At 66.4% G+C, this 18473-nt stretch carries 23 protein-coding genes and 1 pseudogene; 22 read left to right on the top strand and 2 right to left on the bottom strand.

The annotated features are described in order from the left end of the window. Positions 1 to 386 precede the first annotated feature (386 nt). The 13 genes and pseudogenes from BM249_RS08380 (at position 387) to BM249_RS08325 (ending at position 9797) form a co-directional block, all read left to right on the top strand. On the top strand, positions 387 to 824 hold the full coding sequence (locus BM249_RS08380) for a hypothetical protein (protein WP_177232364.1): 438 nt from the start codon (positions 387 to 389) through the stop codon (positions 822 to 824). Between the two features lie 2 nt (positions 825 to 826). Continuing rightward, the gene (locus BM249_RS08375; protein WP_091970789.1) at positions 827 to 1588 is read left to right on the top strand and encodes a Gp49 family protein; all 762 of its coding nucleotides are present in this window, start codon (positions 827 to 829) and stop codon (positions 1586 to 1588) included. Positions 1589 to 1669: 81 nt separating this feature from the next. Then, positions 1670 to 1936 (top strand): annotated as a pseudogene (locus BM249_RS08370) (DUF2312 domain-containing protein); the annotation flags it as partial. A 300-nt stretch (positions 1937 to 2236) separates the two neighbouring features. Further along, positions 2237 to 2776 carry a RusA family crossover junction endodeoxyribonuclease gene (locus tag BM249_RS08365; RefSeq protein ID WP_091970787.1) on the top strand — a complete coding sequence of 180 codons (540 nt, stop codon included), beginning with the start codon at positions 2237 to 2239 and terminating at the stop codon, positions 2774 to 2776. Then, positions 2773 to 3654, top strand: coding sequence for a DNA adenine methylase (locus BM249_RS08360; protein WP_091970785.1), 882 nt, complete (start codon positions 2773 to 2775; stop codon positions 3652 to 3654). Before BM249_RS08365 ends, BM249_RS08360 begins: the two co-directional genes overlap by 4 nt. Continuing rightward, positions 3651 to 4499 (top strand): MT-A70 family methyltransferase, encoded by an 849-nt coding sequence (locus BM249_RS21945; RefSeq protein ID WP_244528647.1) that lies wholly within the window; start codon positions 3651 to 3653, stop codon positions 4497 to 4499. The genes BM249_RS08360 and BM249_RS21945 overlap by 4 nt, the downstream gene beginning before the upstream one ends. Positions 4500 to 4504: 5 nt before the next feature. Beyond that, complete coding sequence (locus BM249_RS08350; protein ID WP_091970783.1) at positions 4505 to 5050, top strand: endonuclease domain-containing protein; 546 nt, start codon at positions 4505 to 4507, stop codon at positions 5048 to 5050. An 816-nt stretch (positions 5051 to 5866) separates the two neighbouring features. Beyond that, positions 5867 to 6421, top strand: a complete 555-nt coding sequence (locus BM249_RS08345; RefSeq protein ID WP_091970782.1) for a hypothetical protein — start codon at positions 5867 to 5869, stop codon at positions 6419 to 6421. Then, positions 6418 to 6819, top strand: coding sequence for a hypothetical protein (locus tag BM249_RS08340; RefSeq protein WP_091970780.1), 402 nt, complete (start codon positions 6418 to 6420; stop codon positions 6817 to 6819). The genes BM249_RS08345 and BM249_RS08340 overlap by 4 nt, the downstream gene beginning before the upstream one ends. Then, the gene (locus BM249_RS08335) at positions 6809 to 7219 is read left to right on the top strand and encodes a hypothetical protein (protein WP_143103717.1); all 411 of its coding nucleotides are present in this window, start codon (positions 6809 to 6811) and stop codon (positions 7217 to 7219) included. Before BM249_RS08340 ends, BM249_RS08335 begins: the two co-directional genes overlap by 11 nt. Before the next feature lie 167 nt (positions 7220 to 7386). Further along, complete coding sequence (locus BM249_RS08330) at positions 7387 to 8130, top strand: DNA-processing protein DprA (RefSeq protein WP_244528646.1); 744 nt, start codon at positions 7387 to 7389, stop codon at positions 8128 to 8130. After that, complete coding sequence (locus tag BM249_RS21205) at positions 8127 to 8771, top strand: hypothetical protein (protein WP_143103716.1); 645 nt, start codon at positions 8127 to 8129, stop codon at positions 8769 to 8771. The genes BM249_RS08330 and BM249_RS21205 overlap by 4 nt, the downstream gene beginning before the upstream one ends. Positions 8772 to 8876: 105 nt before the next feature. Next, positions 8877 to 9797: a hypothetical protein gene (locus BM249_RS08325; RefSeq protein WP_091970776.1), complete on the top strand. Its 921-nt coding sequence runs from the start codon at positions 8877 to 8879 to the stop codon at positions 9795 to 9797. A 7-nt stretch (positions 9798 to 9804) separates the two neighbouring features. Here BM249_RS08325 and BM249_RS08320 read toward each other — a convergent pair whose 3' ends face one another. After that, the gene (locus BM249_RS08320; protein WP_091970772.1) at positions 9805 to 10641 is read right to left on the bottom strand and encodes a S1 family peptidase; all 837 of its coding nucleotides are present in this window, start codon (positions 10639 to 10641) and stop codon (positions 9805 to 9807) included. A 255-nt stretch (positions 10642 to 10896) separates the two neighbouring features. Between BM249_RS08320 and BM249_RS08315 the strand changes: the two genes are divergently transcribed. Further along, positions 10897 to 11184, top strand: coding sequence for a hypothetical protein (locus BM249_RS08315; RefSeq protein WP_091970770.1), 288 nt, complete (start codon positions 10897 to 10899; stop codon positions 11182 to 11184). Here BM249_RS08315 and BM249_RS21200 read toward each other — a convergent pair whose 3' ends face one another. Beyond that, on the bottom strand, positions 11185 to 11625 hold the full coding sequence (locus tag BM249_RS21200; RefSeq protein ID WP_143103715.1) for a hypothetical protein: 441 nt from the start codon (positions 11623 to 11625) through the stop codon (positions 11185 to 11187). It lies immediately after the preceding gene. Positions 11626 to 11687: 62 nt separating this feature from the next. On the opposite strand from BM249_RS21200, the gene BM249_RS08305 reads away from it, so the two are divergent. From BM249_RS08305 to BM249_RS08270, 8 genes are all read left to right on the top strand, one after another. Then, a complete protein-coding gene (locus BM249_RS08305) occupies positions 11688 to 12530 on the top strand; it encodes a recombinase family protein (protein WP_091970924.1) in 843 nt (280 codons plus the stop codon). A 52-nt stretch (positions 12531 to 12582) separates the two neighbouring features. Then, a complete protein-coding gene (locus BM249_RS08300; RefSeq protein ID WP_091970766.1) occupies positions 12583 to 12774 on the top strand; it encodes a hypothetical protein in 192 nt (63 codons plus the stop codon). 13 nt (positions 12775 to 12787) lie between these two features. Continuing rightward, on the top strand, positions 12788 to 13021 hold the full coding sequence (locus tag BM249_RS08295) for a hypothetical protein (protein WP_143103714.1): 234 nt from the start codon (positions 12788 to 12790) through the stop codon (positions 13019 to 13021). Then, the gene (locus BM249_RS08290; protein ID WP_244528645.1) at positions 13018 to 13656 is read left to right on the top strand and encodes a putative metallopeptidase; all 639 of its coding nucleotides are present in this window, start codon (positions 13018 to 13020) and stop codon (positions 13654 to 13656) included. Before BM249_RS08295 ends, BM249_RS08290 begins: the two co-directional genes overlap by 4 nt. Before the next feature lie 24 nt (positions 13657 to 13680). Next, a complete protein-coding gene (locus tag BM249_RS08285) occupies positions 13681 to 14148 on the top strand; it encodes a DUF2280 domain-containing protein (RefSeq protein WP_091970760.1) in 468 nt (155 codons plus the stop codon). Continuing rightward, positions 14081 to 15439: a PBSX family phage terminase large subunit gene (locus tag BM249_RS08280; RefSeq protein ID WP_091970758.1), complete on the top strand. Its 1359-nt coding sequence runs from the start codon at positions 14081 to 14083 to the stop codon at positions 15437 to 15439. Before BM249_RS08285 ends, BM249_RS08280 begins: the two co-directional genes overlap by 68 nt. Beyond that, positions 15436 to 17385, top strand: coding sequence for a portal protein (locus BM249_RS08275; RefSeq protein ID WP_143103725.1), 1950 nt, complete (start codon positions 15436 to 15438; stop codon positions 17383 to 17385). Before BM249_RS08280 ends, BM249_RS08275 begins: the two co-directional genes overlap by 4 nt. A 61-nt stretch (positions 17386 to 17446) precedes the next feature. After that, positions 17447 to 18469, top strand: coding sequence for a hypothetical protein (locus BM249_RS08270; protein ID WP_091970754.1), 1023 nt, complete (start codon positions 17447 to 17449; stop codon positions 18467 to 18469). Positions 18470 to 18473: the final 4 nt, after the last annotated feature.

Here is an 18473-nt window from a genome sequence, read left to right as displayed (position 1 = left end):
AGGCGTGACTTCGCCGGGTGGAGAGCAACCCGGCACCCATTCCCCTCGAGCCGGGATGATCCGGCCGAGCGCCGAGACCGTGAACGGGTTCTGCGTTTCGACACGCGGCCTTGGCGCTTCCCCTTCGCGCCTCGTTGGCGCGTCCGTGGCCCGTCGTGCGGGCATCCAGCGCTCTCTCGCTGGTCTTCCTCACTGGACTGGCCGGGGTCATCGCGCCCCGGCCCTTTTCCCCTCGCGTGATCGTCGTCGCCGCCAAGCTGCCGATCACGCATCTGTACTGCGTGCCTCGTCTAACCTCCATTTGCATAACAGCGTCTCCCGCCCGTGTTTCTCAATAAACACGGACAGATTTGATGATGTGCAAATTCTGTTTGCGGAGGATGCAAGTGCCCGACGCTGATATCGCCCGCGCTCAAGACTTCGCCGACGACCTTCTCCGCTGGGAGACGCGCGGCCCCGGCGACACCGCCAACGCCATGAAGCGCGTCGCCCAGCGCGCCGCCCTGCCCTTCTCCAAGCTCTGGGCGCTCCGCTACCGGCCGCCCAAGGCCGTCGCCTCCCACGTCCTTGCGGCCCTGGAGGCCGCCCATGCCCGCGAAGTCGAGCGGCAGTTGAGGAAGCTCGCCCATGACGTCGAGATCACCACCCGCCTTACCGGCCCTGCGGACCCTGCTGTCGCTGCGGCTCAAGCTGCTCTTCGCGCGGCTGAAGGCGCGCGTGCGGGCCTGGTGGGACCGCCTCTGGCGCCGGCTCCGGCCGTGGCGCGGCGGGTGAAGCCCCACTTCGATTTGCCGCTGTTCCAGGCGGCCCAACAGGGAGAGTGACGATGGTGGACAGTGGTGATCAGGCGCGGGCGTTCGCGCAGAAGATGGCGCCGCTGCCGGCGTTCCATGCGACGCACGTCAGCCACAAGCACGTCGAGGCGTACCGGATCGCGGCAGTGGAGTGCCTGCGGGACGGTTCCGGCACCGTGACGCTGGAATGCGGTCTCGTCGTGGGCGCGCCACTCGGGTTCGCCACACGCGGAGTTCCGTCCGCCGGGGATTACCTCGTCCGGTACGAGCCGACCGACACGCATCCGCAGGGCTACCTCTCGCATTCGCCGCGAGCGGTGTTCGAGGCCGGGTACGTCGCCGCCTCCCGCCAACCCGACGGCACCGGCGCCCCGGCCCTGACCCGCGACGAAGCCGACGCGGTGGTGGAGCGCTCGACGGCACCCCGCGTCACGGCGGACAGCATCACGGCGAAGATCGCCGGCTCCAAGTTCTTTCGCGACGGGGTGCTGACGATCTGCATCATCACCATGCGGAACGGCTTCACCCACATCGGCAAGTCGGCCTGCGCCTCGCCGGAGAACTACGATCAGGCGGCGGGCGAGCGGTACGCCTACGACGACGCGTTCCGGCAGGCGTGGGCGTTCGAGGCGTATCTGCTGCGCGAGACGCTGACCGCCAGCGCCGCCGAGCGGCGCGGCCAGGACGTCACCGTCGAGGCGCCCCCTTCCGCGACCCAGGACACCCGCTCGCGCGGCGAGCCCCGCGCGCCCCGGTTCGACGACCGTCTGCCGGGCGGGCGCCCGCATCCCTGACCCCAGAAACAGAACCGCCCGGTCCCTTTGCGGCGAAGCAGGGAGCCGGGCGGAAGTGGTGTGCTCTTGTGGAGTAGGAAAATGGTATCCCAACATGCCGCGTCTCCGCAAGTAGACGCATCCAGCGTTGCTGCCGATCAACTGAAATCCTTCATCGAGCGCATCGAACGGCTCGAAGAAGAGAAGGCCGGCTTGGCCTCGGACATCAAGGACGTTTACGCGGAGGCCAAGGGGACCGGCTTCGACGTGAAGACGATTCGCAAGATCGTTCGGCTTCGGAAGATGGACCACGCCAAGCGGCAGGAAGAGGAGGCCGTCCTCGAACTCTACATGATGGCGCTCGGAATGCTCGGTGACACGCCGCTCGGGCGTTCGGCCGTCGAGCGCGAGGTCGCTCAGACCAAGATCACCATCTCGGCCGGCGGGCGGACCGTCGAGACCACGGGCACGAAGCTCGCCGAAGCCACTGCTCGGATGGAGTTGCAAAGCCGGGTCAAGGACGCGTTCGCAGGCGTGCCGGGCGTCACCGTCACCACCAATGCGAGAATCCCTCGCCGTGGCGCCTCGGTGCTGCGCACGGCGGCGAAGCGAATGCGCTCCGACGGGCAGATCGACATCGAAGACGCCATTGCCGGGAGAGCCTGAGCCATGGGCTGCTCTGATCCCGTCATCACTGCCGCCGATTTCCGCGCCCTCGGCCCGGCTGGCGTCCTCGCCCGCCTGAAACGCGAGGAGGCCGCGCGACGCCCAGCGCCGGCCACCCGCCGCGCCCACACGCCGAAGTGCGAGTTGCGCCCCGAATGGGTCGACCGGCCCATAGCAGAGACCGTCGTCCTCGACCTGCCGATGCCGCCAGGGGTGAACAACCTCTATTTCAATCGGCCCGGCGTCGGGCGGGTGAAGGCGGCCCGGTACCGCAGGTGGCGCGCCGACGCCGTGCGCCTGGGCGCGCTCCAGGCTCCCGGCCGGATCGTCGGCCGCGCGGACATCACCATCCACCTCATGGCCACTGAGGGCGATACCGACGCCTACGCCAAGCCGCTGATCGACGCCGCCAAGCAGATCGGAGTCATCGCCGACGACGGGAAGCGGTACGTCCGCCACGTCACCAGCCTCCGGTCCGATAGGCCCGATGCCGTGCGGATGGTGTTCGTGCGCGTCACCGACGGCGTTGCGGTGGCGTCATGACCCCGACACGCCCCCTCCTCCGCTGGCACGGCGGCAAATGGCTGCTCGCCCCCTGGGTGTTGAAGCACTTCCCGGCCCACCGCCTCTACACCGAGGTATTCGGCGGCGCGGCCAGCGTCCTGCTGCGCAAGCCCCGGTCGCATGCCGAGGTCTACAATGACCTGGACGATGACGTGGTGAACCTGTTCCGGGTCCTGCGCTCTGGGGACGCCCCGCGACTGATCGCCGACCTGCGCGCCACGCCGTTCGCGCGCGCCGAGTATGAACAGGCCCACGAAATTGCCACCGACCCCGTCGAGGAGGCGCGGCGCTTGGTGGTGCGGTCCTTCATGGGCTTTGGCTCGGACTCCAGCAATCGTGGTGTCCGGAGCGGCTTCCGTGGCAACGCGAATCGGAACGGCACCACCCCATCGCAGGACTGGGCGGGGTTCCCCGACGCCCTCGTGATCCTCGTCGAGCGCCTGCGCGGCGTGGTGATCGAATGCCGGGACGCGTTCGAGGTCCTGACCCAGCAAGACGGGCCGGAAGCGCTCCACTACCTCGACCCGCCCTACCTGCCGGCAACCCGCTCGCAGAAAGGCCGGCGGGTCGGCTCTGGCTACTATGCATACCGCCACGAGCTGACGAGCGAGGACCACGCCCGCCTGCTCGACGCCGTCCACGACTTGAGCGGCATGGTGGTCCTCTCCGGCTACCCGGCGCCGGCCTACGAGGCTGCGCTGCGTTCCTGGCGCCGCGTGGAGCGGCCCGCCCTCGCCGACGGCGCCCGGGCTCGCACCGAAGTGCTGTGGATCAACCCGCGCGCCGCCGCCCGCCTCGAGGCTTTCGGCTCGGTCTTCGCTCAGTCCCACCTCTTCGACACGGCAGGTGCAGCATGAAGGCGGCCCCCACGTTCCGCCCGAGCGAACTGCACGCGATGGGTCTGGCCCTGCTCGAACGCGAGCGGGCCGAGGCGCGCGACCGGATGGCCCATGGCCGTAAGGGTCGGAAAATTTCCGGACCGTCAGAGGTTCGTGACCGGGTCGGCGCTCGCTTCGGGATCTCCGGTCGCCAACTCGACAAGATCGCTGACATCTGCCGGGCGGCCGAGGCCGAGCCCGAGCGGTTCGGCCACCTCCTCGAGGAGATGGATCGCACCGGCAAGATCAATGGCCCCCACACCAAGCTGCTGCGCGCCCGCGACGAGGACCGCGTGCTCGGTCTCGCCCCGGTGAAGGGCCGGTTCCGCACCCTGGTGTTCGATCCGCCGTGGGACGAGGACAACATCTCGGACGCAGCCGGGCACGACTATGCCCTGATGCCGTTCGACGAGATCCTCGCCATCCCGGTCCGCGATTGGGCCGAGGACGACGCGCACCTCTACCTCTGGGTCACGAACAACACGATTCTGCTCGCCCCGCCGCTGCTCGCCGCCTGGGGATTCCAGCACAAGACCGTCCACACCTGGACCAAGCCGCGCCTCGGGCGCGGCCGCTATTTCCGCAACACCACGGAGCACGTGATCTTCGCCGTGCGCGGCGACCTCAAGACACGGGCGCCCGCGCGCGCCACCCGCACCAACCACGCTTGGCCCGTGGGCGCGAACAGCGTGAAGCCCGAGGGCTTCTACGACCTCGTGCGGGCCTGCAGCTACCCGCCCTATGGCGAGGGCTTCCAGCGGACGGCCCGGCCCGACTTCGTGAATCTGTACCAGCCGGGGCCTGTCCTCGCGGCGGCGGAGTAGCGGCGATGCGAAACGCACGTCTTGGGGGCCTTGCGCTGCTCGCCCAGGAAGCTGCCGACGACGCCTATCGTGAGGTTCATCGCCTTCACGAGGCAGTTCCAGGGGACTCGCCGATCGAGCGCCTGTTCTGCGCAGCGATGTGGTCGCTTGCGCATCGTCGGGATCGGCCTGTCGATAACCTCCTAGCGCTGAGTGCTCAGTACGAACTGGCAGAAGCCGTCCGGGATTCGATCGCCAAGTGCACCTTCTTCTCGACCGCCTACGTCGAGTCGCAGGTCCAGATCGCCGGCTGGCGTGTGGATTTTGCGATCTCCTTTCCCGACACGGCCGCCCCTGTTGGCGCGCCGCTTCGAAAGCTTCTGGTCGAGTGTGACGGCCACGAGTTCCACGAGCGGACCAAGGCACAGGCAGCACGCGATCGATCACGAGATCGCCTCGCCCAGCACCAGGGCCTTCCGATCTTCCGGTTCACCGGCTCGGAGATTTGGAACGACCCGTGCGGCTGCGCGGACGAGGTACTGAGCTTCATCGCTGGGGAGACCCGGCCATGACCGTCACTGCCGAGATGATCGACGCCATGGTCGCCGCCGGGATCGCTCCGGAGCAGATCCTTGTCGTGGTCCGGTCCGAACTCGCTCGCCAGCACGTCGCGGACGGTGAAGCCGAGCAAGCTCGGATCGAGCGGAACCGTGAGGGCAACCGCGCCCGGCAGGCGGCCTACCGAGCACGGCGTAACGCGCGTAACGCCGAAAGTAACGGATGTAACGCCGATAACGAAAGTAACGGCGTTACGCCCCCTAAAAGGTCCCCCACACCCCCTAAAACTACACCCCCGGTAGATTCCCCCTCGGACCCTAAGGGGTCCTCTGCCCCCAAGGGGGCCGACCGGCATCGGGGGACCCGCATCCCGACGGATTTCGGACTGCGGCCGGAAGCCCGGCAGGCTTGCCAGGACGCCGGACTGACCGGCGGCGACGTCGACGAGGCTCTCGCTGAGTTCCACGATTTCTGGGTCGGCATGCCTGGGGTCCGGGGTCTGAAAACCGACTGGCTGGCCACCCTCCGGAACCGCCTCCGCGAAACCGTCCGACGGGGCTCGAAGGCCCGATCACCGCCAGCGAAACGCGGCACCGGCAACGGCTTCCTCGACGCTCTCCTCGACGACCACGGGGCTCCCCATGACCCAACTCCCGACCATCAGCGATACGATCACGGAAACGTCCATCGCCTTGCGGCCGGCGGACGCCACTCGGGACGGTGACGTGCTCGTCGCAACGTACCGGAATCGGCTCGACCGTGACGGCAGGCGGGGTGTCCCAGCGTCGATCCGTGCTGACCGGGCGCCTAGCGATGCCGACCGGGACGTCATGGCCGGGCGGCTGGCTGATCTGCGGTCCGGCCTTGCCGATGGAGCGGAGGGCGAGGCGGCAAAGCGCAAGGTCGTCCTCGCCCTCCTGAGTGCCTTCCCGACCTACGGCCTCGACGCCAAGGGCGCCGGGACTATGGCCGCCCTCTACGTCCGAGCCCTGGTGGATCTGCCAACCTGGGCGGTCCAGGCCGCCGCATCGAGGTTCCTTCAGGGCCGCACCCTCACGGAATGGTCGGGCGACAAGTGCCCGACACCGCCCCAGGTCACCGCGGAATCGCGCCGGTCGCTTGATGCGATCCATGCGGAGATCAAGACCCTCTGCGAGGTTCTCGACGCGGTTGTCTACCAGCCGATCTCGGACGCCGAGAGGCAGCGGGTCCTCGACGATATCGCCGCAGCGCCCAACAGCCTGCTGATCGCCGGCCGTACGCCGCGCCTCGCAGCCCCCCCCAGCCTCGCAGGGTCGGCGGTGTCCGATATCGTCGCCCCGCTTCGGGGCCTCGATCTCTCGCACCTCATGGAGCGGCTCGACCGCAGGCGGGTGTCGGCGTGAGCGCCGCCCTCGCCCTCCCCACGGAAGCCAAGCGCATCGTCGAGGCGTGGCGGGCCGGCGTGCGCTCCCTGCCGGTCCTGGCACCGCCCTGTCGGGGGATGACGTCGGCGGGCTGGCCGGGCGTCCGCGCCGGGATGCTCGAGTTCCTCGACACATCGGGCCTCGACGCGGTGCGCATGGGCTTCGGCACCCGGGCGCTGTTCGGCGTCCATCGCCTTGCTGCTGCCCTGCGCGTCGATTCCTGTGGTGTCCTCGTCATGGTGACATGGGTGCCGATCGCGAGAATGGAGCCGGGCGTAATCCGGCTCGCGAACGGCCTTGTGAGCCGGGGCATGACGAACCCCGACGAGAGTATCCCCATCTGGAAGTTCGGAGACAGCCCCACCCGTGGCAGATGAGACCCTTGTGCGCGCGCGTCCCGAAGGCCCGGACCCACCGACGAGCCCCAGCGGACGCACGCCCTCATTCGATGCCGGCACCGTCGAGGAGTGGACTGTGATCGCCTGGCGGGCCGACCGCAGGGCGAAATACGAAGGGTTCGAGACCACGGCCGGCAATGCCCTGAGCTGGCCCGACCAGTACCTGCCGACCGCCCACCCGATGCGTAGCGAGGCGCGCAACTTCCTCCTCATGTGGGCTTGGTGCGAGGCCGGAAACGACACGTGGCGGGGCTACTGTCGAAAGCGGGGGTGGTCCCGGACGACGGCGGATCGCTGGCGGAAATGGGCGGCGGAACAGATCGCGGCCGGCATCAACGAGGCGATCCGGAGGGCAACGAGAGCTGCGAGAGGAGCGTGAGGATACAGCGGAGCCATTACAGGGTTTGCTGGACCACAGCGCTCGAGCGCACAACCTGTGATTCATGCGCATGGCACGTAGCCAGCCGTTAACCAATAGTTTACCGTTCCCTAAAGTTTCCGCCCGTCGCAACTGCCGGTTAAGCTGCGTGACGAAATATGATGTGCATGGAACTACAGCGGCAGCATACGGCTATGCCCCGGCGCACACGGTATCGCTCCCCGAGCGATATTCGTACTATTACGCTGCCGTCGTTGCTTGCCGAAATGCATCGGCCAGCCTTGGAGGCGCGCCAGCTCGATTTCTTAGCTTCATCTACGCAAGACGGTCTCGCCAGCATCTACTATTCTGGCGATCTATCGGCTCTCAGAAGCCGTGCAATCTCCATCGTCGGCACGCGCGAAGTGAGCGATGAAGGCCGTCGCAGGGCGAGGAAACTCGCACGCGAACTTGTGGCCGCAGGTATCACGATCGTCAGCGGGCTAGCAAAAGGTGTCGACACGGCCGCGCTCACAGCTGCCATAGACGCCGGCGGTAGAACTGCAGCTGTGATTGGCACACCGCTCGACAAAGCTTACCCGGCCGAGAATGCTACTTTGCAGGAGCTGATCTATGGCGAGCACCTGCTTCTTACACCGTTTGCGATCGGTGAACGAACGTTCAAGGGTAATTTTCCGAAGCGAAATCGAGTTATGGCTGCCATCTCGGATGCTACTGTCATAGTTGAAGCTTCAGATACATCTGGCACTTTGCATCAGGCTGCCGAATGCGGTCGGCTCAAGAGATGGCTCTTTATCATGCGGTCTGTAGCAGACGACCCATCCCTCACATGGCCGAAGAACTTCATCAACAAGCCAAAAGTTGCCGTTATTTCATCAACGCAAGATATTCTAGACGCGATTGAAACATGACGACACTCGTTACTCATAGCTTTTGCAAGTACCTAACTTCCACAGGAAATTGGCGCGACCAAGATTATCGCGCTCGAATAGTAGTTAAAAGCGTGAAGGGCGACGACTTCAAGGGCTATTGGGATCGCAAGATCGGCGACAAAATCGTTAGACTTGATGAGAACAACAAAGAAGTAACGGCAGATTTAGCCGCGTCGTTCATGGCGGCTCGTCTGAAGGACTTAGTGAATTGCAGTGTGACGCTCGTTCCAATCCCGAACAGCAATGCTTGCGTGGGTGGGCCGCGTGACTTTCGTACGCGACTTTTCGCCGATGCGATTGCCAAGCATGCAGGCGATAGGGTTGCGGTTAAGAGTGCCTGCCTCTGGAAAAAGCCTAAAGAACAGCAACATAAAACTGATGGCTACCGCCATGCATCACAATTTATCCCATTGCTAGAAATGGTCTATAAGCCAAAAAGACCAGTTATACTCATTGACGACATGATAACGTCCGGATCTCAAATGCTAGCGTGCACATATATCTTACGCGCTGCCGGCGTAGACGTCAGGTTTGGGATGGCAGTAGGACGGCAAACAACGGAACAAGAAGACGGGGTGCTTAAATGGGACGAGAAGGAAATATCCCAGCTCATCCTGTGACCTAACGTCAGACGAGTGAAATCCACTTGACAGTGGTGCCAAACGCCCCGGACCACGGCGCTCAAACCCGGTGAACGCATCGGGAACACGCATAGGGGCACCCCCGTGACCGCGTCGGCCAAGAAGTCGTCCAGCACCACCCGCATCTCGAACCCTGACCGCCTCGCCCTGATCCGCGCGAAGGCGGAGGAACGCCGGGCCGCGAAGGCCGAGCGCGTTGCCATGAAGGCGAAGCTCGACGCGAAGGCTGCGGCCGAGGATAGCGAGGCCCTGTCGGCTTGCCACGTGATCCTCGACCGCATGTCGATCCGTGGGGCCGAGGCCCGCGCCCGCCGTGAGCGCCAGAGCGGTACGGGGCCGTCGCGCAAGCGCGCCCGCATCGCCCGGGCCGCACCGATCACCGCGCGCGATGTCGAGGTGGACACGGGCAAGGCCTCCGTCCGCGATCCCTACGACCCGTCGAGCTTCATCACCGCCACCGTGAATCGCCGGGTCGACGTGCTCGCGGCCGAGCGTGGGGCGAACCGGATCACCGAGGCTCAGTTCCTCGTCGGCCGGATGCTGCAAGCGGCCTGGGAAAAGCAGATGGGTGTGCGCTCGGGTGGAACCTGGGACAGCACGACGTCCGGCGCCGGGCCCGGCTCGCTCGCGGTGTCCCACGCCTTCACCATCGAGGACATCCGGATGCTCGGCCGGATCGAGACCGCGAAGGCCGTGAAGGCGATGAACGAGCGCGCAGCCAAGGAGATCGGCCACAGCGGGGTCCGCTTCCTCCGTGCGATCCTGTCGGAGGGCTACAGCTTCGCGAGCTACGCCGAGGCGCGCGGGCGCGGGACCGGCGAGCGGGCCGCCTCGGACATCGCCAAGCGGTTCCGGTGGCTCCTCGAGGAGTTGACCGAGGCGCATCACACCGCGCGGGCTCCTGGTGTAGCAACGATTCGGGACGGGTATGCTGCCCAGGCCGATGCGGTCGGGGAGCGGCTGAATCGCTCAAAGTCTGCAGGGCTCAAACCAGCCGAGGGCTAGACATGACTTATGCGCTGCCCCACTTTTGGATTAACAACCTTTGCATTTCGAGCACCCTTTCCGACTTAAGACAGTATCCAAGATTTGTCGGCATCGACGAAACTGATATTGGCACATAATTTGTGGGCACAGGTTTCGCTATAATATTTCCTTCGGTAGTATACTGCGGGCCGCCCCATAAAACGCCCAGAAACATCAGTCGCTCACCGGCGGTGGTTGTGCCGGATGAATCGGTGAACATTCCACTGTTGGCAATGAGAACCGGTGAACCTGATGATCCTGGGAAGCATGCGGTGTCGACCATGAACTCCTTTTTCCCGTTGTAATCCGATCCAAATGGGGTTGCGGTGATCCCCCTTCTTATGATTGGGAAATTGTTTCTACTATCCCACAATCCGATTGGGTAACCTATCATGGTTATTTCTTCGATTGCGCGAATAGTTTTAGTTCTTGCTGCATCTGGTATGTCGGAACTCCTCAGCTGTCGAAAAAAAGGTCTCAAGCCCCTTTTCTGCATTTCGTTTAGAGCCGCTGATATGGGGAACATTGCCAGGTCAACTTCGGGATCTGGATGTAATTCCACGATGTTCTGAAAATTCTCCAGATCCAACCGAATGTAGCTTCCCGGAATAGGCATGCCATCTTCCCCCGCCTGGGAGATGTGAATGACAACTATATTCGCCCCCTCCAATACGTGCTTGTTTGTTCCGACTAGGCTCATATGGCCTTTGCTTGGCAAATCCACGCCGAAATGAAATCCTGTGCCAGTTGATTTGGTGCCGTCTAATCGATTTGCTTCAATTCTTACAGTCAAATATGGAACTTGATCAAGCAAAGAAAGCATTGCATAATTCCTACTTTAAATAGACTGCCGAACGGTTTTTCCAAGTTCCAAGGTGGCAGCCCGATGCAATGCGAGCAAGTGCAGAGTTGTCAGGCATCCTTGACCCGACGGGCGAAAACCGTCATCACGTCAACGTCGCACGACACGCGCCCGGGGCCATCAGCCGCCGGGCGTTCGTATGTCTGGACCCGTTTCCGAGCTTGAGCGTTCCCCTTGCGTGACGCCGGCCGGTATCCCTGACATGATCGGCACCCGATGATGACGGATCGCGAGCGCGCCGATCAGGTCGCCGACCTGCTCCGCAAGGCCGACCGGCTCCGCGTGCCGGGGCATCGACACACCGTCGACATGGTGATCGAGGCGCAGGACGAGCTTCGCGCCGGGCTTCGCCGCCTCTACCGCGATCTGGCCGGCGCCGACGTGCCCCGTGAGGCGCCGCCGCGCCGCTCCGTGGTCGCATCGTTCCAGACCGGCGCCATCGCCGGGACGCGCGCAACGGTGGCGTTCCGGGGCCGTCCCAGGGGCATCGCGGCGCGGGCTTGATCAGCCTTCGAGGCGCGCGGTTGCTTCTTCGGCTGAAATCGAACGCTGGAATACGACCTCTCCGTCATCCGTGCCGGGTCGGAAGGTCCATCCGCTGCCAAGCACGGCGAGGACTTCGCTCGGGTCTCCCGTGCCGATCTCCCGCTCGACGGTGGCGAGGTCGAACATGAACTGGTCGTGGCCCGCACGGAGGCCGCCGATCATTTGACTTGCGAGGTAGCTTCTGGCGCGGTTTGGGTCGGTCATGATGGCCTGATCCTGGGACTGCGTCGTCGGGGACATCATAGCCCGGCGCGGGTTCTGACGGGTAGCAAATCCCGGGCAAATCTTCTCGCGCGACCCGCGCGTGAAAATTCGGATGGCAGGGTTCAGCCGGAGCGCCGGATCGGCCCGCCACAGAGCGAAAACCGCCCCGATTTCCGAACTCTCGGGGTCCGCCAAGCTCTCGGAAATCCGAGACGGCCCGGCATCCGAACTCTTTGCAGAAGCCGAACGGGAAATCGATGATCGGATCGGCTCGCATCAAGCGGTTGAAGGGCCGCGCGACGAAGGCCGGGCCGACGGCGGCCGCCTCTAAGATCCGCGCCGTGGGGTACGTTCGCGTCTCGACCGACGGGCAGGTCGCGGACGGCCACGGCATCGACGCCCAGGACCGCGCCATCCGCGCATTCGCCGTGAGCCAGGGCTATGACCTCGTCGACGTCGTGCGAGAAGAGGGCGTCTCAGGCGCTTCGCGTCCTGCGGAACGACCCGGCTTTGTCCGCGTACTGGAGTTGGCTGAAGGCCAATCCTTCACGGTGCTCCTCGTCTACAAGTTCGACCGCCTCGCCCGTCACCTGCTCCACGCCGTCACCACGGTTCACGACCTGCGCGACCGCTTCGGTGTTGTCCTTCGGAGCGTGAGCGAGCCCATCGACACCAGCACGGCCATGGGGGAGATGATCTTCACCATCCTGGCCGGCATGGCGGCGCAGGAGCGGATCACCATCACCGAACGCACGATGGGCGGCCGGAAGGAAAAGGCGATCAAGGGCGGGTTCGCCGGGGGGCGCGCGCCCTACGGCTACACCCACGACCAGGACCGCAGGCTCGTCGTCGTCGAGGAGCAGGCCGCCGTGGTCCGCCGGATCTTCGCCGAGCGCGCCGCGGGCATCACGCTCCAGGGAATCGCGAACGGTCTCAACGCCGACGGCATCCCGTCGCCGACCGGCGGCATCTGGCGCGCCGGTGGCGTCCACTACATCACCGACAACCCGAAATATCAGGGGCACGTCGAGTACCTGTTCCGGTTCGGCGGCGCCGAGCAGCACGTGCTCCGGCCCGGCGACCACGCCGCCATCGTCTGATTCCCTCCCCCTGCGGGAAGGGTCATCGTTCCCCGGACCCGAGGCGCGATCCATGAACGCCGTCGCCCTCGCCCGCCGCCTCGCCGGTCTCGCCCTCACCGTCGAGCGCGACCGGCCCACCGCCGCGCATTGGGTCGCCGCCATGGCCCTCGCCGCCGAGGCCGAGCCGGTCCCCGGCCACACCCGTGAGGTCGCGTTCGTCGCCGGCCGCGCCCGCGTCCACCTCCATCCCCTTTCGCGCTGACAGGACCATGCCCGTGACCGAAGACGACGACGCGGCGGTCTATGCCTGTCCGCCGCCCTCCCTGCGACCCTTGCCGGGCGCGGTGATCCTGGTGAGCGCTGCGGCCCGCCGCCGGATGCGGACCGCCCTCGCCGGGCGCGAGATCAGCGCCGGCCGGGCCTCCCTCGGCGTCACCGGCCCCGATCCGGAGAAGCTGTCCGCCGAGGAGGCCATGCGGTGCTTCGGTGTCGAGCAAGGCGCGGCGTGACGTTGATCCGGCCGCGCCCGCCCGAATCCCTGCTCGGCCAGGAGGGATTCGACACGGCCACCCCGGTCCAGCCGGCTCACGATCTGCTCGCCTGGATGCGCGCGACCTTCATCGATGAGGACGCGCCGCTCCTGAACGAGGATCACGCCCACTTGCGCAGCGCCCGCCTCGGCGCGCTCTGGTGTGCCGTCCCGAACGCCCGTCAGGGCAACGCCGTCGTCGGCATGTGCGAGACGACGGCCTTCATGGGCAACCGCTGGGCCAAGGCTCGCTTCCAGCAGCAGATCGTCGGGTGGTTCGGCTTCATGCCGCACTTCCTGTTGACCTTCGACGCCGGGTTCGCCGACCAGTGCGACGACGCTACGTTCTGCTCCCTCGTCGAGCACGAGCTGTATCACGCGGGCCAGGCCAAGGACGCGTGGGGCGCCCCGCGCTTCTCGAAGACGACGGGCGAGCCGGTGTTCGAGATCCGGGGACACGACGTCGAGGAGTTCGTCGGCGTGGTCGCTCGCTACGGCGTCGGCGCGGCGGCGGGCCAGACGGCATCCCTGGTTGCGGCGGCGAACCGCTCGCCGATCATCTGCGAGGCAGAGATTGCCGGGGCCTGCGGGACGTGCGGCGGGCGCATCGCCTGACCTTGATCGGACATTGATGCCGCCATGGCGATGAACACCCTCTCGGACGAGGTAAAAACCTTCATCGTCCAACAGCTTGCGTGTTTCGACCCGCCCTCGGTGGTGGTGAAGGCCGTCAAGGAAGAGTTCGATCTGGTGGTCAGCCCCCAGCAGGTCGAAACGTACGATCCGACCAAGCGCGCGGGCCGGTCGCTCTCAGAGGTCTGGCGGGCGGTCTTTGAGGAGACCCGCGCCGAGTTCCTGGCCGATACGGCGCGCATCGGCATCTCGCACAAGGCGGTTCGCCTGCGCACGCTGGCCAGACTCGCCGACAAAGCGGAGCGGGCGGGCAACATGGTCCTGGTCGCCTCCCTCCTGGAGCAGGTGGCGAAGGAGTGCGGCGACGCCTTCACGAACAAGCGGCAGGTAGAGGCGAGCGGTAAGGATGGCGCCTCCCTCCTCGCCGGCGGCATCACCGTCACCTTCATCGACGGTCCCGGCAAGCCAAGCTGAGTTTCCGCGCAAGCTCGCGTTCCTGTTCCGACCAAGGCGCTACAAGATCGCGAAGGGCGGCCGCGGCGGGGGCAAATCCTGGGCGTTCGCCCGGGCGCTCCTCATCCTGGGCGCGGGCAAGAAGCTGCGCATCCTGTGCGCCCGCGAGTTTCAGAACTCGACGGCCGACAGCGTGCACGCGCTGCTCAAGGATCAGATCGACAAGCTCGGACTGTCCAGTTTCTATGATGTCCAGAACACCCGGATCACGGGAGCGAATGGAACGGAGTTCTCTTTCGAGGGGCTTCGGCACAACGTCACGAAGATCAAATCCTACGAAGGCGTGGACATCTGCTGGGTAGAAGAGGCCCGCACCGTCTCGAAATCCTCGTGGGACATCCTGCAGCCTACGATCCGCAAGCCTGGGTCCGAAATCTGGGTCAGTTTCAACCCGGAACTAGCCGAGGACGAGACCTACAAGCGGTTCATCACCCACACCCCGACGAATGCGGAAGTCGCTACCATCAATTGGTACGACAACCCCTGGTTTCCGCCAGAGCTGCAGCAGGAAGCCTTGGACCTTAAGGCTCGCGATCCGATTGGGTACGAGACCGTCTGGGAGGGCCACTGCAAACAGGTTCTCGACGGCGCGATCTACGCCAACGAGATCCTCGCGGCGAACGCCGCCGGGCGGTTCGGCAAGGTGCCGTTCGATCCGTCGAAGCCCGTCCACACGTTCTGGGATCTCGGCCGCGCGGATAAGACCGCGATCTGGTTTGCCCAAGTGGTCGGCTTCGAGTTCCGCCTGATCGCCTATTACGAGAACCGGGGCCACGCCCTGCAGCACTACATCGACGTGCTGCGCACCGTCGCCGAGGAGCGCGGCTACGTCTACGGCGAGCACTGGCTGCCGCACGACGCGCGCAACGAACTCCTCGCCTCGAAGCGCACCATCGAACAGCAGATGTGGGACGCGGGCCACCGGGTCCGCATCGTCCCGAAGCTCACCGTGGCGGCCGGCATCGACGCGGCCCGCCTGCTGTTCGCGCGGTGCTGGTTCGACGAGGACCTCTGCGCCGACGGCCTGCAGGCGCTGCGAAACTATCGCTACGAGGTCGACGAGGCCACGCAGCAATTCTCGAAGAACCCGCTGCACGATTGGGCCAGCCACGGCGCCGACGCCTTCCGGTACTTCGCGGTCGGCATCGCCGAGCCGCAGGGTCCCCCCAAGGCGCAGGACGGCCCGAACGACCGCTACGCGCGCCAACGGCGCCGGGCCGCACAACCCTCAGGATCGGCATGGACGGCATGACGGACACCGACGCCGATCACCCCGCCGTGGACGGCGGCGACCGCGCCGGCCTCGACAAGGAGGCGCTCTATCACCGCCTCAAGGCGTGGTTCCGCGTGGACCGCGACGCCTCCTCGCGCTGGCGGGAAGAGGCCCGGATCGACTTCGACATGGTGTCGGGCCACCAGTGGGCCCCCGGCGACAAAGCCGCCCTCGACGCGGCGGGCCGCCCGGCGATCACGTTCAACCGCTGCCTGCCGATCATCAAGGCGGTCGCGGGCTCGGAGGTGAACAGCCGCCTCGACATTCAGTACATGCCCCGCGAGATCGGCGACGCCGCGCTGAACGAGTTGCTGACCGAGGGCTCGCGCTACCTCGCCGACGAGGCCGAGGCCGAAGACGAGGAATCGGATGCGTTCATCGACCTCGCCATCTGCGGGATGGGCTGGGTCGAGATGCGCCTCGACTACGAGACCAACCCGGACGGCGCCTACGTCGAGGATCGGGTCAACCCCCTGGAGATGATCTGGGACGCTTCCGCCACGAAGCGCAACCTGTCGGACGCGCGTCGCCTGTTCCGGGCGAAATCCATGGACCGCGCCGAGGCCGAGGCGATGTTCCCCGACGCCGATCCGGACGATCTCGACGCGGCCTGGGCCGAGGATCGTGATGGCGACGGCCCACATCACCAGATCCAGCCCGGCCAGCGTCGCTCGGACCGGCCCGGCGCCTCCGACGAGGGCACGGCCCGCGTCACCATCGTCGAGGCGTGCTGGTGGGAGCGTAAGCGCGTCGCCATCGTCACCGACCCGACGACGGGGCAGGCCACGGAGATGGACGAGAAGCGGGCGGCCATCCTTGAGCGCCGCGCCGCCGCCCTCGGCATGACGGTCCAGGTCGCGCGCCGCACGAAGCGGGTCTATCGCCGGGCTTTCCTCGGTGGCGTGATCCTCGCCGAAACGGATTCGCCGGCCGGCGACCGGTTCCACTACGCCTGCATGACGGGCGACCGCGATCAGAACCGGAACTCCTGGTTCGGCATCGTGCGCCCGATGCGCGACCCGCAGCGGTTCGCGAACAAGTGGCTGTCCCAGACCATGGACATGCTCAACCGCCAGGCCAAGGGCGGCGTGTTCATGGAGACCGGCGCGGTGCCCGACCAGGCGCAGTTCGAGGAGAGCTACGCCAAGCCCGGCGGCGTGACGTGGCTCGCGGACGGTACGCTGGCGAGCGGCCGCATGAAGGAGAAGCCGCTGCCGGTCCTGCCGTCGGGCCACTACCAGCTGATGGAGTTCGCGATCATGTCGATCCGCGACTCCTCGGGGGTGAACCTCGAACTGATGGGCCAGAAGCAGCAGGAGCAGGCTGGCGTGCTGGAGTACCAGCGCAAACAGGCGGCCATGACCATGCTCGCCAGCCTGTTCGACGCCCTGCGCCGCGCCCGCAAGCACATCGGCCGGGTGCGGCTCTACATGATCCAGAACTTCCTCTCGGACGGGCGCCTCGTCCGGATCATGGGCGACGGCGTCACCCGCGTCGTGCCCCTCCTGCGGGACAAGACCGCCGGCGACTACGACGTGGTCATCGACGACGCCCCGGCCTCGCCGAACCAGCAACAGGTTGTGTGGCAGACCTTCACGTCGGTGCTGCCGATCATCAAGGACATGATCACGCCGCAAGTCCTCCTCGAGGTCTTGCCCTACTCGCCCTTCCCGGCCTCGTTCGTGGCGAAGATGCGCGAACTGCTCGCCGAGGCCCCGGCCGATCCGCAGGCCGAGGCCCAACAGCAGGTCGCGATGCGCACCGCCCTGGCGAAGATCGAGGATCTGACCGCCGGCGCGAACCTGAAGAACGCCAAGGCCGGGCGTGAGGCCGGGCTGACCAAGCACGACGAGATCGACGGCTTCGCGAAGGTGGCGGCGCTCGCCGCACCGCCGGAGCCGAGCGCCACGGCCTTCGCGGCCTGAGCCCGACGCGCGGCCGGTCGCGCCCCACCGGCTTTCGTACCCTTCACGTCACGAGGACCCCATGAACGACGGCTTCAACAGCACGGACGACAGCTTCAACGCCGAGGAAGAGGCCGCCTGGACGGCCATGGCGAGCGGTGAGGCCGTTTCGGAGCCCGCCAACGCCGATCTTCCCGCCACCGGTGGCGAGGCCGCCGCCGCACCCGTGCCGGCGCCCACCGGCAATCCGCAGGCCCCGGGCGAGGTCGTCGATCCCGAGGCCGAGGAGGGCGGCGCCGACGAGAACAAGGGCAAGTTCGTCCGCCATGGCGCGTTCCACCAGGAGCGCGAGCGCCGCAAGGCCGTCGAGCGCGAGCGCGATGAGTTCCGCGTCCAGATGGCGCGTATGGAAGAGCGCTTGCGGATCGCTTCGGAGGGCGCGCAGGCTCAAGCCCCCGCCGCCCAGGCTCCGCAGGCCCCGGCCCAGCCCGCAACCCCGCCCGATCCGAACGAAGACATCTTCGGCGCCTATGCCCACCTGCAGGCCGAACTCGCGGCCCTGAAGGCGGGTCAGACCCAACTCACCGAGGCGCAGAAAGCCGAGCAGGCCCAGCGCGCGGAGGCCGCGCAGCGCAACGAGGTGCTGACCGGCTATCGCAGCGACGTGCAGCGGGTCATGGCCGCGCGACCCGAGTTCGCCGACGCCTACGAGCACCTGTTCTCGAGTCGGATCCAGGAACTCAAGCTTCTCGGCGTGCCGGAGGCGGATGCGGTCCAGGCCGTCCGCGAGGAGGAGTTCGGCATTGCTCAGGCCGCGATCCAGGCGGGCCAGTCCCCGGCCGAGCGCCTGATGCAGATCGCGCAGATCCGTGGTTTCGCGCCGAAGGCCGCCGCCCCGGCAGCGCCCGTGGCACCCGCCGAAACCCCGGCCGAGAAGACCGCCCGCATCGCCAAGGGGCAGGCCGCATCGCTGTCGCTGTCGTCCGCCGGCGGCGCCCCGGCCGGTGAACTCACCCTCGAAATGCTCGCCAGCATGTCGGAGGCGGATTTCGCCAAGATGGAAAAGGCCAACCCCGCGCGGGTCCGCGCCCTGATGGGAGGCTGATCCG

The organism is Methylobacterium gossipiicola (assembly GCF_900113485.1).
GTDB classification, from domain to species: domain Bacteria; phylum Pseudomonadota; class Alphaproteobacteria; order Rhizobiales; family Beijerinckiaceae; genus Methylobacterium; species Methylobacterium gossipiicola.
This window is presented reverse-complemented; position numbering and strand designations above follow the sequence as displayed.

Excerpts from the sequence above, each read along its gene's own strand:
- BM249_RS08375 (WP_091970789.1), top strand. The coding sequence starts at position 827 with ATGGTGGACAGTGGTGATCAGGCGCGGGCGTTCGCGCAGAAGATGGCG.
- BM249_RS08365 (WP_091970787.1), top strand. The coding sequence starts at position 2,237 with ATGGGCTGCTCTGATCCCGTCATCACTGCCGCCGATTTCCGCGCCCTC.
- BM249_RS08360 (WP_091970785.1), top strand. The coding sequence starts at position 2,773 with ATGACCCCGACACGCCCCCTCCTCCGCTGGCACGGCGGCAAATGGCTG.
- BM249_RS21945 (WP_244528647.1), top strand. The coding sequence starts at position 3,651 with ATGAAGGCGGCCCCCACGTTCCGCCCGAGCGAACTGCACGCGATGGGT.
- BM249_RS08350 (WP_091970783.1), top strand. The coding sequence starts at position 4,505 with ATGCGAAACGCACGTCTTGGGGGCCTTGCGCTGCTCGCCCAGGAAGCT.
- BM249_RS08345 (WP_091970782.1), top strand. The coding sequence starts at position 5,867 with ATGGCCGGGCGGCTGGCTGATCTGCGGTCCGGCCTTGCCGATGGAGCG.
- BM249_RS08330 (WP_244528646.1), top strand. The coding sequence starts at position 7,387 with ATGGAACTACAGCGGCAGCATACGGCTATGCCCCGGCGCACACGGTAT.
- BM249_RS21205 (WP_143103716.1), top strand. The coding sequence starts at position 8,127 with ATGACGACACTCGTTACTCATAGCTTTTGCAAGTACCTAACTTCCACA.
- BM249_RS08320 (WP_091970772.1), bottom strand. The coding sequence starts at position 10,641 with ATGCTTTCTTTGCTTGATCAAGTTCCATATTTGACTGTAAGAATTGAA.
- BM249_RS08315 (WP_091970770.1), top strand. The coding sequence starts at position 10,897 with ATGATGACGGATCGCGAGCGCGCCGATCAGGTCGCCGACCTGCTCCGC.
- BM249_RS08305 (WP_091970924.1), top strand. The coding sequence starts at position 11,688 with ATGATCGGATCGGCTCGCATCAAGCGGTTGAAGGGCCGCGCGACGAAG.
- BM249_RS08300 (WP_091970766.1), top strand. The coding sequence starts at position 12,583 with ATGAACGCCGTCGCCCTCGCCCGCCGCCTCGCCGGTCTCGCCCTCACC.
- BM249_RS08285 (WP_091970760.1), top strand. The coding sequence starts at position 13,681 with ATGGCGATGAACACCCTCTCGGACGAGGTAAAAACCTTCATCGTCCAA.
- BM249_RS08280 (WP_091970758.1), top strand. The coding sequence starts at position 14,081 with ATGGCGCCTCCCTCCTCGCCGGCGGCATCACCGTCACCTTCATCGACG.
- BM249_RS08275 (WP_143103725.1), top strand. The coding sequence starts at position 15,436 with ATGACGGACACCGACGCCGATCACCCCGCCGTGGACGGCGGCGACCGC.
- BM249_RS08270 (WP_091970754.1), top strand. The coding sequence starts at position 17,447 with ATGAACGACGGCTTCAACAGCACGGACGACAGCTTCAACGCCGAGGAA.